General features: G+C 60.8%; 14 protein-coding genes. 7 read left to right on the plus strand and 7 right to left on the minus strand.

What is annotated here, in order from left to right:
• The first annotated feature begins 63 nt into the window (after nucleotides 1-63).
• Genes hpnC through hpnE form a run of 3 tightly spaced genes read left to right on the plus strand, consistent with a single transcriptional unit; the run spans nucleotide 64 to nucleotide 3,178 of the window.
• Complete coding sequence (hpnC, locus tag CKA81_RS07815; protein ID WP_128354799.1) at nucleotides 64-948, plus strand: squalene synthase HpnC; 885 nt, start codon at nucleotides 64-66, stop codon at nucleotides 946-948.
• 17 nt (nucleotides 949-965) lie between these two features.
• The gene (gene hpnD / locus CKA81_RS07820; RefSeq protein WP_128354800.1) at nucleotides 966-1,829 is read left to right on the plus strand and encodes a presqualene diphosphate synthase HpnD; all 864 of its coding nucleotides are present in this window, start codon (nucleotides 966-968) and stop codon (nucleotides 1,827-1,829) included.
• Nucleotides 1,826-3,178 carry a hydroxysqualene dehydroxylase HpnE gene (gene hpnE, locus CKA81_RS07825; RefSeq protein ID WP_128354801.1) on the plus strand — a complete coding sequence of 451 codons (1,353 nt, stop codon included), beginning with the start codon at nucleotides 1,826-1,828 and terminating at the stop codon, nucleotides 3,176-3,178. The genes hpnD and hpnE overlap by 4 nt, the downstream gene beginning before the upstream one ends.
• Before the next feature lie 30 nt (nucleotides 3,179-3,208).
• Here hpnE and crcB read toward each other — a convergent pair whose 3' ends face one another.
• From crcB to alaC, 5 genes are all read right to left on the minus strand, one after another.
• Nucleotides 3,209-3,601, minus strand: coding sequence for a fluoride efflux transporter CrcB (gene crcB, locus CKA81_RS07830; RefSeq protein WP_128354802.1), 393 nt, complete (start codon nucleotides 3,599-3,601; stop codon nucleotides 3,209-3,211).
• On the minus strand, nucleotides 3,602-3,901 hold the full coding sequence (locus CKA81_RS07835) for a hypothetical protein (protein ID WP_128354803.1): 300 nt from the start codon (nucleotides 3,899-3,901) through the stop codon (nucleotides 3,602-3,604). It lies immediately after the preceding gene.
• Nucleotides 3,902-3,984: 83 nt separating this feature from the next.
• Nucleotides 3,985-5,394 (minus strand): threonine synthase, encoded by a 1,410-nt coding sequence (thrC, locus tag CKA81_RS07840; RefSeq protein ID WP_128354804.1) that lies wholly within the window; start codon nucleotides 5,392-5,394, stop codon nucleotides 3,985-3,987.
• On the minus strand, nucleotides 5,391-6,695 hold the full coding sequence (locus CKA81_RS07845; protein ID WP_128354805.1) for a homoserine dehydrogenase: 1,305 nt from the start codon (nucleotides 6,693-6,695) through the stop codon (nucleotides 5,391-5,393). The genes thrC and CKA81_RS07845 overlap by 4 nt, the downstream gene beginning before the upstream one ends.
• Nucleotides 6,692-7,879 (minus strand): alanine transaminase, encoded by a 1,188-nt coding sequence (alaC, locus tag CKA81_RS07850; RefSeq protein WP_128354806.1) that lies wholly within the window; start codon nucleotides 7,877-7,879, stop codon nucleotides 6,692-6,694. Before alaC ends, CKA81_RS07845 begins: the two co-directional genes overlap by 4 nt.
• Before the next feature lie 160 nt (nucleotides 7,880-8,039).
• Between alaC and CKA81_RS07855 the strand changes: the two genes are divergently transcribed.
• Genes CKA81_RS07855 through pdxA form a run of 4 tightly spaced genes read left to right on the plus strand, consistent with a single transcriptional unit; the run spans nucleotide 8,040 to nucleotide 11,679 of the window.
• On the plus strand, nucleotides 8,040-8,492 hold the full coding sequence (locus tag CKA81_RS07855) for an Mth938-like domain-containing protein (protein WP_128354807.1): 453 nt from the start codon (nucleotides 8,040-8,042) through the stop codon (nucleotides 8,490-8,492).
• The gene (locus tag CKA81_RS07860) at nucleotides 8,489-8,953 is read left to right on the plus strand and encodes a peroxiredoxin (protein ID WP_128354808.1); all 465 of its coding nucleotides are present in this window, start codon (nucleotides 8,489-8,491) and stop codon (nucleotides 8,951-8,953) included. The genes CKA81_RS07855 and CKA81_RS07860 overlap by 4 nt, the downstream gene beginning before the upstream one ends.
• Nucleotides 8,954-9,004: 51 nt before the next feature.
• The gene (locus CKA81_RS07865; protein WP_128354809.1) at nucleotides 9,005-10,663 is read left to right on the plus strand and encodes a PhoH family protein; all 1,659 of its coding nucleotides are present in this window, start codon (nucleotides 9,005-9,007) and stop codon (nucleotides 10,661-10,663) included.
• A 20-nt stretch (nucleotides 10,664-10,683) separates the two neighbouring features.
• Nucleotides 10,684-11,679, plus strand: a complete 996-nt coding sequence (pdxA, locus tag CKA81_RS07870; protein WP_128354810.1) for a 4-hydroxythreonine-4-phosphate dehydrogenase PdxA — start codon at nucleotides 10,684-10,686, stop codon at nucleotides 11,677-11,679.
• On the opposite strand, the gene CKA81_RS07875 is transcribed toward pdxA, so the two are convergent.
• Together CKA81_RS07875 and rplI are read right to left on the minus strand one after the other, a co-directional pair.
• Nucleotides 11,676-13,055 carry a replicative DNA helicase gene (locus CKA81_RS07875; protein WP_128354811.1) on the minus strand — a complete coding sequence of 460 codons (1,380 nt, stop codon included), beginning with the start codon at nucleotides 13,053-13,055 and terminating at the stop codon, nucleotides 11,676-11,678. The two genes, pdxA and CKA81_RS07875, sit on opposite strands and share 4 nt — an antisense overlap.
• A 115-nt stretch (nucleotides 13,056-13,170) precedes the next feature.
• On the minus strand, nucleotides 13,171-13,623 hold the full coding sequence (gene rplI / locus CKA81_RS07880) for a 50S ribosomal protein L9 (RefSeq protein WP_128354812.1): 453 nt from the start codon (nucleotides 13,621-13,623) through the stop codon (nucleotides 13,171-13,173).
• Nucleotides 13,624-13,633 lie beyond the last annotated feature (10 nt).

Here is a 13,633-nt window from a genome sequence, read left to right on the forward strand (position 1 = left end):
GATAGCGAAGTCTAAACCACTTCCCGATAATCCGGTAAGTGCCTTGCCTTATACTGCCCGCCTATGGCCGTCGATCATTATGAGAACTTCCCGGTAGCCTCGGTGCTGCTGCCGCGCCGCCTGCGTGGCGCCGTACGCGACATCTACCGGTTTGCACGCAGCGCGGACGATATTGCGGACGAAGGCACAGCCCTGCCCCACGAACGTCTTGAGCAGCTTGCCGGCTATCGATCGGCACTGGCACAGATAGAAAACGGCAGACTGACGCTTGCGGACGCCGATCCGCGCCACGCCGTATTCCGGCCTCTGATGGGGACCATACAGCGCCACAAGCTGCCTGTGGCGCCCTTCTATGATTTGCTTTCGGCGTTCGAGCAGGACGTCCAGAAGAGCCGCTACACTTGCGATGACGAGCTCCTGGACTACTGCAGCAGATCCGCCAACCCGGTCGGCCGCCTGATGCTGCATCTTTATGATCGCGTCGATCCGGCCAGCCTTGCCCAGTCGGACGCCGTATGCTCGGGGCTGCAACTGACCAACTTCTGGCAGGATGTCGCCATCGATTGGCGCAAAGACCGCGTATATCTGCCGCAGGACAAACTTCGGCAACATGGCGTCGACGAGCACTATATTGCCACCCGCAGTTCCGCGAACGCGTACAAGCCAGAAGGCGACGACCGCGCCTGGCAGTCCCTGATGCGAGAACAGGTTGCACAGGCCCGCCTCATGCTGTTGCAAGGCCTGCCCCTGGCCAGCCGCCTGCCCGGCAGGATCGGGCTGGAGCTGAAATTGGTGATCCACGGCGGCTTGCGCATATTGCAGCGCCTGGACGAATTACACTACGACATATTCTTTCAACGACCAACGCTGAAAAAAAGCGACTGGATCCTGCTTGTGTGGCGAGCACTGGCTGCCCGTCCCGCCGTCCGACACCTCGCAAGACCTTAAAGAGCCCAGCCGGATACATGACTCCCGACGAATACTGCCAGAACAAGGCCGCCCAAAGCGGTTCCAGCTTCTACTATGCCTTTTTGTTCCTTCCGCCTGAACGGCGTCGGGCGATTACGGCCCTGTACGCCTTCTGTCGCGAAGTGGACGACATCGTCGACGAGTCCACCGAGCCGTCCGTGGCACGCATGAAGCTTGCGTGGTGGCGCACCCAGATCGATCAACTCTACGCCGGCCACGCCGAGCATCCCGTCATGCAGGCACTGGCACCGCACATCCACGTCTTCGGTCTGAGCGCCGAACGCCTGCATGCTGTCGTTGAAGGCATGGAAATGGACCTGGATCAAAGCCGCTACAACGACTGGCCCGCCCTGCGCAAGTATTGCTGGCACGCGGCCGGCGTGGTGGGTGAACTCTCGGCCAGCATCTTCGGCTACACGCAACCCGAAACCCTGGTCTACGCTGAGAAGCTGGGCCTGGCCTTTCAACTGACCAACATCATCCGGGACGTCGGCGACGACGCCCGGCGCGGACGCATTTATCTGCCTGTCGAGGATATGCAGAACTTCAATGTGACCGCTGCGGAAATCATCGATCGGCAGCATTCCGACCGCTTCGAAGCACTGATGCGATTTCAGACCGAACGCGCACGCCAATGCTACCGTGAAGCCGTCCAGGCACTGCCCGAAGCCGACCGGCGCGCACAACGGCCCGGATTGATGATGGCAGCCATCTACCATGCCCTCCTGCAAGAGATCGAAAGAGACAACTGGCAAGTGCTCGATCAGCGCATCTCGCTCACGCCCATCCGCAAGTTCTGGCTGGCCTGGAAGATCTGGGTAGGTGGTGGCCGGGGGCTGATCAAGCGATTAAGCCAATGAACGTCGCCGTCGTAGGCGCCGGCTGGGCTGGCCTTGCCGCAGCCTTGCGGCTGCGTGAGCTGGGACATTCAGTGGTCGTACACGAGGCCGCCCGCACATTGGGCGGCAGAGCGCGCCGCGTGCATGCACGGGCGCTTGATTGCTGGACCGACAACGGTCAACACCTGCTGCTGGGCGCCTACACGCAAACGCTGCAGGTCATGCGCATGCTGCGCCTGGACCCTCAAGCCCTGTTCTATCGCATGCCTCTGCGGCTGGAGTCCGCCGACGGTCAATTCAGCATCAAGGCCGCCAACCTGCCTGCGCCCTGGCACCTGCTTGCAGGAATAGCCACGGCACGCGGCCTGCGGCTGAGCGAGAAACTGGCCTTGATCGCCATCACCAACAAGTTGCAAAAAGCCCAGTGGGAAACTCCACCTGAGCAAACCGTCAGCCAGTGGCTTGAACAGGGCCGGCAATCGCCCCATGCGATCCGAACGTTCTGGCACCCTTTGTGCATAGCAGCGCTGAATACCCCGCTGGAAGCCGCCAGCGCGCAATTATTTGCCCATGTGCTGCGCGACAGCCTGGGCGGCAACAAGCAGGCCAGCGACCTGCTTATCCCCAGAGTCGACCTGACGCGACTATGGCCCGATGCCCTGGAGCATGCCCTGCACGGCGACCCTTTGGGCCGCTCCAGCGTCCTGAAGGGCCATACAGTGCGCCAGCTGCGTACCGCAGCGCGCTACGTGCAAGTGCAAGACAGGCACTTTGATGCCGTGATCGTGGCTGGTAATGCGCCGTCCAGCCATAGACTGCTTGCGCAATTGCCGGCCTCGCCACTAAGCACTGCCTATCTGGAGTCGTTGGCGGCTTTTTCGTTTCTGCCCATCGCCACCATCAGCTTGCGGCTCGCCCAACCTTGGGCATTGCCTACCCCCATGCTATTGCTGCGCGACGATCCGGCGCGTCGACAGTTCGGTCAATGGCTGTTCGATTCCAGCGCCCTGGGCCGCCCACTGAGGCATGAGGCGCCGCACGGCGACACGCTGGTGCACATCGTCGTCAGCGATGCCAGAGCGATGCAGGAACACGAAGCTGCCGACGTCATCGCGGGGCTGGTCACCCAACTACGTGAACAGACTCGCCGCTACGCCCCCTTGCCGGAGGTGGTGGCGCACAACATCATCGTTGAAAAGCGCGCAACGTTCGCGGCGGTGCCAGGTCTTGCAAGACCCCAGAACCGCACGCCATGGCCGCGAGTATGGGTTGCCGGCGACTGGACCAACACGGAGTATCCGGCCGTTCTGGAAGGCGCGGTACGCAGCGGCCTGCAGGCCGCGACTGAACTGCACGCGGCACTGGACTGATGCAGTGGCTGGCGCGCCCGCGCCGGCGAACTACATGCCCGAGCGGATCATGCGCACAGTGGCAAAACCCAGCGCCGTCAGTCCAAGACTGCCCAATAGACTAAGCCCCACATAACCCAAGGCCGTCGCGTAGGCACCACGCTCCAACATGCCGAAGGCCTCCGCCGAGAAAGTGGAAAAAGTCGTCAGCCCGCCCAGGAATCCGGTGACCAGCATCAGCCGCAACCACACCGGCAGGTCGGGGTTCAGGCTAAGCCAGCCCAGCACCAATCCTACGAGATAGCCGCCGACAAGGTTCGCACCGAGTGTGCCCCAGGGCAAGCTTGATGAACCGCGATCAAGCCAAAAGTCCAGGCCCCACCGGCACAGCGCGCCTATCGAAGCACCGCCAGCAACCGCAAGCAAGTGGGGCAGCGAGAACATTCAGGCCTTGGGCGACAGCGTCACGTCGGACGCCTCCAGGGGGTATTGTTCGATCAGCTTTTCGATGATGAGCTGCATCAGGGTCAGCCGACGCAGATTGGGATCTTCTTCGAGGAAATCCCAGGCCCACTGGGCAGCAGAGCGAGCCTCGTCGGGCAGGTTGTATACCCCTACGCCGAAGCCATCCGGCCCCAGGGCCTGGTAAAAATTCTTGCCATCAGTACGCAGTTGCACCACTGCGCGCCGCCCATCGGGATGGATCTGGACGACTTCTGTTTCTGCATGATTTTCGTTCGGCATATCAGGCTCCTGAGAAGTGTCAAACCAGTGTAGCAAAACGAAAATCCAGTCACTGCAACTGAAAGTTGCAGTGACTGCCGCTGTCAGCTTGCGGCGTGCTGCGCGATGTAGGCGCGCACCTGATCTACGCTGCAATCCATTTGCTGGACCCGTTGTGGCAGATCAGACAAACCCCGCAAGTGCGCCGGCACGGGGGCCGGCTTGCCTATGGCCTGCTCGATCGTCTCGCTGAACTTTGCAGGCAGCGCTGTTTCCAGTACGAGCATGGGAATGCCCTCTTCCACAAACGGTGCCGCGACTTTCACACCGTCTGCCGTATGGGGGTCGATGAGAACGCCGGTCTGCTCGTAGGTGGTTCTAATGGTATTTAAGCGATCAGCATGGGTGCTGACGCCGGCCACAAAACCATACCGCGACTCGAACTGCGGCAGCATGTGGCTAAGATCGAAGGCACCCGTATTGGCGAGCTGATCCCAGCATGCGCGCAGCGCGTCGGTATCGCGATCGAGCAAGTCGAATACGAAGCGTTCGAAGTTGGACGCCCGGGATATATCCATGGATGGGCTGGAGGTGGCATGGGTATGCTCGGCCGCGCGTGGCCGATACACCCCCGTGCGGAAGAACTCTTCAAGCACGTTGTTCTCGTTGGTGGCCAGCACCAGCCTGCGTATGGGCAGGCCCATTTGCCGGGCGATGTGTCCGGCCAGGATGTTGCCGAAATTGCCCGACGGCACACTGAAGGACACACGCTGGCCGCTGCCTGTGGTGGCGCGCAGCCAGCCCCAGAAGTAGTACACGACCTGGGCCGCAATACGGGCCCAATTGATCGAGTTGACCGCGCCTATGTGATGGCGCGCCTTGAAATCCAGATCGCTCGCCAGTGCTTTCACGATGTCCTGGCATTCGTCGAATACACCGTCGACGGCGATGTTGTGGATGTTTTCATCTTGCAGCGAATACATCTGCGCACGCTGGAACTCGCTCATGCGGCCCTGCGGTGACAGCATGAAGACCGACACACCACGTTTGCCGCGCAGCGCGTACTCTGCCGCCGAACCGGTGTCGCCGGACGTGGCGCCCACGATGTTCAGCGTGGCGTTTCTCTTGTCCAGCACATACTCGAAGACATGGCCAAGAAACTGCATCGCCATGTCCTTGAAAGCCAGCGTCGGGCCTTCCGACAAGCCCAGCAAGGACACTGAAGCGGACAGGGGCTTGAGCGGCACAATGCCCTCGCTGCCAAACACCTCGGGCCGATAGGCCGCATGCGTGAGGCGCGCAAGGTCCGCCCTTGGTATGTCGTCGATGAACCTTCCCAGGATCTCGGTCGCCAGGTCGGCATAGCTCAAGCCGCGCCAAGACTCGAGCGTCTGTGCATCGATGCTCGGTAGCGTAACGGGGACGGCCAGGCCGCCATCGGGCGCCAGGCCCTCCAGCAAAATATCGCTGAACGGCTGGGGCGTCATGCCGCCACGGGTAGACTGGTATTTCATGTCAGGCTCTCAACGCGCAGACGAGTCAGGTCGCATTGCACGAAAGGCAAGGCACGAATGCGGGCCATGGCGTCATCCACGGCGCCTTCCCGCGCTTCGTGCGAAAGAAAAATAATATCGGCCTCGGTATCGCCATGCGGCTGCTGGAACATCGAACCTATGGAAATGCCCGAATCGGACAAGATGCGCGCAATATCGGCCAGCACACCCGGCCGGTCCTGCACCCGTACACGCAGGTAGTAAGAAGAGCGCACCTCTTGTACCGGCAGCACCACGGTGTCTTGCATGGCATCGGGCTGAAAGGCCAGATGCGGAACACGGTGCTCCGGGTCGGCGGCTTCCAGCCGCGCGACGTCAACCAGGTCCGCCACGACGGCAGACGCCGTTGGCAGCTCGCCGGCGCCCTGACCGTAATACAAGGTGGGGCCTACCATGTCGCCGCTGACCAATACGGCATTCATGGCGCCCTCGACGTTCGCCAGCAGGCAATCGACCGGGACCAGGGTAGGATGCACACGCAGTTCGATGCCGTCTTCGCGGCGCCGCGTGATGCCCAGCAGCTTGATGCGATAGCCCAAGCGCTCGGCGTGCGTGATGTCGTCTTGTGCCAGCGTCGAGATGCCCTCGATATGCGCCTTGTCGAATTGCACCGGTATGCCGAACGCCAGCGAGGCCAGCAAAGTCAGCTTGTGCGCCGCATCCACCCCTTCGATGTCAAAAGTAGGATCGGTTTCGGCATAGCCCAGGCGTTGGGCATCAGCCAGCGCCTGCTCGAACGACAGGCCGCGCATGCGCATTTCGGAAAGAATGAAATTGGTCGTGCCATTAATGATGCCTGCCAGCCACTGTATGCGGTTGGCAGTCAGGCCCTCGCGGATAGCCTTGACAATGGGGATGCCGCCCGCCACGGCTGCCTCGAAGGTCACCATTACGCCTTTGGCATGTGCGGCCGCAAAGATTTCGTTGCCATGCTTGGCAAGCAGCGCCTTGTTGGCCGTTACCACGTGCTTGCCCTGGGCGATGGCTTCCATGATCCATGTGCGCGCCAGGGTATCGCCACCGATAAGCTCGACAATGATGTCGATATCGGGATCGCGCAGCACCTGCATCGCATCGTCGGTAACTCGCACGCTGTCGCCCACCAGGCGCTTGGCCTTGGCGACATCGCGCACGGCCACGGCCGTCACTTCGATCGACCGGCCTGCGCGCCGCGCAATCTCTTCTGCATTTTGCGTAAGAACTTTCCAGGTGCCGCCACCGACGACGCCCAAACCCAACAAACCTACTTTTATCGAACTCATTTAGCCAAACCGTCCTTACGGAACATTTCTTTAATGCCACGCACGGCCTGACGCGTGCGCTGCTCGTTTTCTATCAGTGCGAAGCGCACGTACCCGTCGCCATATTCGCCAAACCCGATGCCCGGCGACACGGCCACCTTCGCATCGGCCAGCAGGCGCTTGGAGAACTCCAGCGAACCCAGCTCTTGATAGGCTTCCGGGATTTTTGCCCAGATGTACATGGAAGCTTTGGGGATATCGACCATCCACCCTGCCTCGTGCAGGCCCTTGGCCAGGACGTCGCGCCGGTTACGATACTGTTCGACAACCTGGGCCACGCCGTCCTGCGGGCCCTCGAGCGCCGCAATCGACGCAACCTGAATAGGGGTAAACGTGCCGTAGTCGTGGTAGCTCTTGATGCGCGCCAGCGCATTGACCAATTCCTGGTTGCCGACCATGAAGCCGACGCGCCAGCCCGCCATGTTGTAGCTCTTGCTCATGGTGAAGAACTCTACCGCTACGTCGCGCGCGCCTTCGACTTGCATGATGGACGGTGCCACATAACCGTCGAAGGTGATGTCGGCATAGGCCAGGTCGTGCACAACCAGGATATTGTGCTCGCGGGCCAGCGCGACGACACGCTCGAAAAAAGACAGGTCCACGCATTGCGCCGTAGGGTTGCTCGGAAACCCCAATATCATCATTTTGGGCTTGGGTATGCTTTCGCGTACCGCCCTTTCTATTTCTTCAAAGAAATCCAGGCCGGGCGTCATGGGCACCGAACGGATATTGGCGCCGGCAATGACGGCACCATAAATATGGATGGGATAGCTGGGATTGGGCACCAGCACGGTATCGCCCTTGTCCAGCGTGGCCAGCATCAGGTGGGCCAGGCCTTCTTTGGAGCCTATCGTCACAATTGCTTCGGTATCGGGATCGATCTGAACACCATAGCGGCGCTCGTACCAGCCCGAAATGGCTTTGCGCAATCGGGGGATCCCTTTCGATACGGAATAACCGTGGGTGTCGATGCGAGTTGCCACTTCGACCAGCTTATCAACGATATGCTTGGGGGTGGGTCCGTCGGGATTACCCATGGACATGTCGATAATATCTTCCCCGCGCCGCCGCGCCGCCATTTTCAGTTCGCCGGTAATGTTAAAAACGTAGGGCGGTAACCGCTCTATGCGCGGAAAATTCGTCATGATTGTCCTTGAATGACAAAAGCTTGAAGGGGTCTGTTCAATCGCAAGCCGGCGCTTGCGCCAAATAACCGGTAAGTTTAATCCATACGAAAAAATCGCGGGGACAGCATGGCGCATAGCGGCTTTGCGCTATGATCGAAAAGACTTTCGGGAGTTTTCTGTGCAATTACAAAGCGAATCCAATCCTGCGCTCAATACCGTCACCGCTTACGGGAAGGATTACATCGAGATCAACGAAGTCACGTATGGGCATGCGGTGTACTTCGCGCCCGAGGGCCCGATACATACCTGGGAAGTCCATCGCTTCAGTGACATCACCGCCGCCACCCTGAAGCTGGTGGCGGGAATCGTCGAAGTCCCGGCCGATCCCATGGCCTTTCTGGATGGCGGCGGCAGTGGCCCGCGCAAGCCGCCAGACGCACCAGAAGTGTTGTTGATCGGCACGGGTACGGCGCAACACCTGCTACCCGCCGCCATCACCGGTCCCCTACTCCAGATGGGCATAGGCGTTGAGGCCATGAGCACACAAGCCGCCGCCCGTACCTACAATATTCTTATGGCAGAAGGACGCCGTGTTGTCGTCGCTTTGCTGCCCTTACAGGAGACCGCATGACCCAGATCGCCGTGGGCAGGGCCGTGCCCGAATTCAGCGCGCAAAGCACTCAGGGGCAGGTAACCCTGGCCGGCCTGCGCAACCATGCTGCCGTGCTTTACTTTTACCCCAAGGACAACACGCCGGGCTGCACGACCCAGGCACAAGAGTTTCGGGATGCCTACCAGGATTTCGTCGATGCCGGCTGCCATATCATCGGCGTGTCGCGCGACACGCTCAAGTCGCACGAGGGCTTCACCGAGAAGCAGCAACTGCCGTTTCCCCTGATCTCTGACGATAGCGAAGCGCTGTGTTCACTGTTCGGCGTCATCAAAATGAAAAACATGTACGGCAAGCAAGTACGCGGCATAGAGCGCAGCACTTTCCTTATCGGTCCCGACGGGGTCCTGCTGCGCGAGTGGCGTGGCGTGCGCGTGGCCGGCCATGTCGACGAGGTATTGCAGGCCGTGCGCAATATCTAGGTATCATCACGGCAAATAACTGCCACCCGATCCCCCAGGAGCTAACACCTTATGCCGCTACCGAAGTTGCCGACCCGCATGGGAGCAGTGATCTCAGCCGATACCGGATCGGAACCCGTTGTCGCGGAGGACGCCGCCACACCTGCCCCCACACCCGCCGCGAAAGCGCCGCGCAGCAAGGCACCAGCCGCGGCGCCGGCAGCTCGCAAAACGGCCAAGCCGTTGCTGCCCGCCACGCCGCCTCCGCCCGAGCCCGCACTGACCGTCGTGACGAGCCGCCCGGCCAAGAAGGCGCGCCTCGCCACCGCAAAGCGCAAGCTGTTTGTACTGGACACCAATGTATTGCTGCACGACTCGAACTCTCTGTTCAAGTTCCAGGAGCACGACATTTTCCTGCCCATGATGGTCCTGGAGGAACTCGATCACCAGAAGAAAGGCATGTCGGAAGTGGCCCGCAACGCGCGCCAGGTCAGCCGCTTTCTGGATGGGCTGGTCAGCGGCAACGGCGAACTGGAAAAAGGCGTCGAGCTCGACACCCTGGGCAACCAGGAGGCGCTGGGGCGCCTGCACTTCCAAACGACCGCCCTGTATGCGAAGCTGCCTATCGAACTGCCCATGGGCAAGGCCGACAACGCCATCCTGAACGTCGTCCATGCACTGCAAGCCGCCTATTCCAAGCGTGAAGTCATCCTGGTGTCCAAAGACATCAATATGCGCCTGAAGGCGCGCTCGCTGGGCTTGCCTGCCGAAGACTACCTGAACGATCATGTGCTGGACGACTCGGACCTGCTCTACGATGGCGTCATGCCCTTGCCCGAGAACTTCTGGCTCAAGCACGGCAAAGACGTCGAGTCCTGGCAACAGGGCGGCACGACGTTCTACCGGATCAAGGGCCCGCTGTGCGCCGAGTTCATCGTCAACGAGTTCGTCTATTTCGATGGCGACCTGCCCTTGCAGGCCCAGGTCAAAGAGGTTAGCGGCAAAAGCGCGGTACTGGCCACTTTGCGCGACTACAGTCACGGCAAGAACAACGTATGGGGCATCACGGCGCGCAATCGCGAACAAAACTTTGCGCTGAATCTGCTCATGAACCCCGATTGCGACTTCGTGTCGCTACTGGGCCAGGCGGGCACGGGCAAGACCCTGCTTGCGCTGGCCAGCGCACTGACCCAAACCCTCGAAACCAAGCGCTACAACGAGATCATCATCACGCGCGCGACAGTGCCGGTGGGCGACGACATCGGCTTCCTGCCCGGTACCGAAGAAGAAAAAATGCTGCCCTGGATGGGAGCGCTCGAGGACAACCTCGAGGTTCTGCACCTGGGCGCCGGCAACGGCGAAATCACCGCCAGCGGGGGCAACGTCGACTGGTCCAAGAATACAACCATGGAACTGATCCGTTCCCGCATTAAGGTCAAGTCACTTAACTTCATGCGCGGCCGCACCTTTCTTAACAAGTTCCTGATCATCGACGAAGCCCAGAACCTCACACCCAAACAGATGAAGACGCTGGTTACCCGGGCCGGACCCGGCACGAAAATCGTCTGCCTGGGCAACATCGCGCAGATCGACACGCCGTATCTCACCGAAGGCAGCTCGGGGCTGACTTACGTGGTTGATCGCTTCAAGGGCTGGCCGCATGCGGGCCACATCACCCTGCAGCGCGGCGAGCGCTCACGCCTGGCCGATTACGCCAGCGAGGCGCTCTAGCACAGCACGGGCGTTTGCGCATGAGCTCTGTTACCGACCTTCCTATTGGCTTCACTTTGGGCGATGCCAACGGCATCGGCCCCGAGATCATCGTGAAGCTGTTTGCAGCGGGTCTGCCGCATCCGGCGCTGGTGTACGGCGACGCCGGTGTACTAGAAGCCACCATCGTGCAGCTGGGCCTGGAGGACAAGCTGAATATCGAACTGGTCAGCGACCCCGATCTGCTGTCCACGCAACCGGGCATCATTCCTGTCTTGAATCGTTGGCAAGCCTTGCCGGACGACCTCGTGCCTGGCGAACTTAGCGCGCTGGCCGGTCGCGGGGCATACGAGTATCTGTGCCACGCCATCGACGATGCGCTGGCCGGCAAACTGCGAGCCATAGTTACCGCTCCGCTGAACAAGAAGGCCATGCAGGCCGGCGGCATAGACTACCCCGGGCACACCGAAATTTTGGCCGAAAGAAGCCACACAGCCCGCTACGCGATGATGTTGGCCAATCCGCAGTTACGGGTCATCCTGGCAACCATCCATGTGCCGCTGTCGCAGGTAAGCAGCCTGATCACTCAAGAACTTGAACTTGACACCATACGGCTGGCGCATCGTGCCTGTTTGCAAGCGGGCCTTCAGAAACCCCGGGTAGCGGTTGCGGGCCTGAATCCGCACGCCGGCGAAGACGGCCGCTTCGGCCAGGAAGAGCAACAGATCATCGCTCCGGCAATCAGTCAGGCCCGGCAGGAAGGCATCGACGCCAGCGGCCCATGGCCCGGCGATACCGTCTTCATGCGCGCACGCCAGGGCGAATTCGACATCGTCGTGGCGCAATATCATGACCAGGGCCTGATACCCGTGAAGTACCTGGGCGTGGACGAAGGCGTGAACGTCACGATAGGGCTGCCTTTCGTGCGGACCAGCGTCGACCATGGCACGGCCTTCGATATTGCCGGACAGGGCATCGCCAATGCCGCCTCCTTGCGGGCAGCCTATGACCTGGCGCTAGACATGACGGTCGGCTAGCCCATTCCCGACGTAAAGTTCAGGAAGCGCGTGCTGGACCCCTGGAAGGTCAGGCGCACACTGCCTATGGGGCCGTTACGCTGCTTGCCTACGATAATTTCCGCCGTGCCCTTGTCGGGAGAGTCGGGGTTGTAGACCTCGTCGCGGTAGATAAAGAGTATCAGGTCAGCATCCTGCTCGATGGCGCCCGATTCGCGCAAGTCGCTCATTACCGGCCGTTTATTGGGCCGCTGCTCCAGGCTACGATTAAGCTGCGATAGCGCCACCAAGGGGCAGTTAAGCTCTTTGGCCAGGCCTTTCAGCGACCGGCTGATCTCCGAGATCTCGGTGGCACGGTTCTCGCCAGAAGAGTTGGCCGACATCAACTGCATGTAGTCGATGATGATCAGGCCCAATTGGCCACATTGACGCGCCAGGCGGCGCGAGCGCGCCCGAACCTCCATCGAAGTGAGGGCCGGCGTTTCATCGATATAAATTTGCGCTTCCTGAACCTGCTGCACGGCATGGGTAAGCCGCGGCCAGTCGTCGGCGGTAAGCTTGCCAGTACGCATGCGATGCTGATCCAGCATCCCCACAGAGCCCACCATCCGCATGGCCAGCTGCACAGCGCCCATTTCCATGGAGAAAACCGCCACGGGTAAGCCCTGCTCGATGGCAACATGCTCGCCGATGTTCATCGCGAGCGAAGTCTTGCCCATGGAGGGCCGACCAGCCACGATAACCAGGTCGCCGGCCTGCAAGCCCGAAGTCATGCGGTCCAGGTCGGTAAAGCCGGTAGGCACGCCGGTGACGTCTGAATCGCCCTCCCGGTGATAGAGCTCGTCAATGCGCTCGACCACCTGAGTGAGCAGCGGCTGGATTTCCTGGAAACCGGTCGCGCCCCGCGCGCCTTCCTGGGCGATCTGGAATACCCGCGACTCTGCCTCATCGAGCAGTTGTCTGGCTTCCTTGCCTTGCGGGTTGAACGCCGTCGCGGAGATCTCGTCGGCCACGGAAACCAGCTTGCGCAGCATGGAGCGCTCGCGCACGATTTCGGCATAGCGACGTATGTTTGCGGCTGATGGCGTGTTGTGAGCCAGCGCGTTCAGGTAGGCCAGCCCGCCTACGTCATCGGACTTGCCGGCACTGGCCAGCGACTCGTTGACTGTGACCACGTCGGCGGGACGGGCCAGGCCGATCAGGCGGGTGATGTGCTGCCAAATGATCTTGTGATCGTAGCGATAGAAATCGTCTTCGTTCAAGACATCGGTAACGCGGTCGAAAGCGGCATTGTCCAGCAACAGGCCGCCCAGCACGGATTGCTCGGCTTCGACCGAATGAGGCGGCACGCGCAGATAATCCAGTTGCGGGTCGTTGCTTGTTCTTTTGCTGTCCAAATCCGGGCTCCGAGCTTAAGGGCACTGCAATAAAAAAAGCCGGCCAAGGCCGGCTTTCATGCGTCGGCACACGGTACTTTCCAGGTAAGGAATGTACCATGCACCGGTAGGCCGATCAGGCCATTTCGCCTTGTACCGCAACGGTGATCTCCGCCACGACGTCAGCATGCAGGACGACCTGTACCGGGAACTCGCCCACGGCTTTCAAGGCACCTTCCGGCAGACGGACTTGCGTTTTCTCGACCTGGAAACCATCGCGCACGAGCGCAGCAGCGACGTCCATGCTGGTAACCGAACCGAACAGACGACCGTCCACGCCCGCTTTCTGCGAGATGGCGACCGTTTTACCGGACAGCTTCTCGCCCGTGGCTTGCGCAACGGCCAGCTTCTCGGCCTGCACTTTTTCGATCTCGGCGCGGCGGGCCTCGAATTCCTTCAAGGCGGCCTCGGTAGCGCGACGGGCGATTTTCTTGGGTATCAGGTAGTTGCGGGCATAGCCGTTACGCACGCGAACGACCTCACCCAGGTTACCCAGATTAGCAACTTTTTCGAGCAGTATGATTTGCATGACGATGGGC

The organism is Pollutimonas thiosulfatoxidans (assembly GCF_004022565.1).
GTDB lineage: Bacteria > Pseudomonadota > Gammaproteobacteria > Burkholderiales > Burkholderiaceae_B > Pusillimonas_D > Pusillimonas_D thiosulfatoxidans.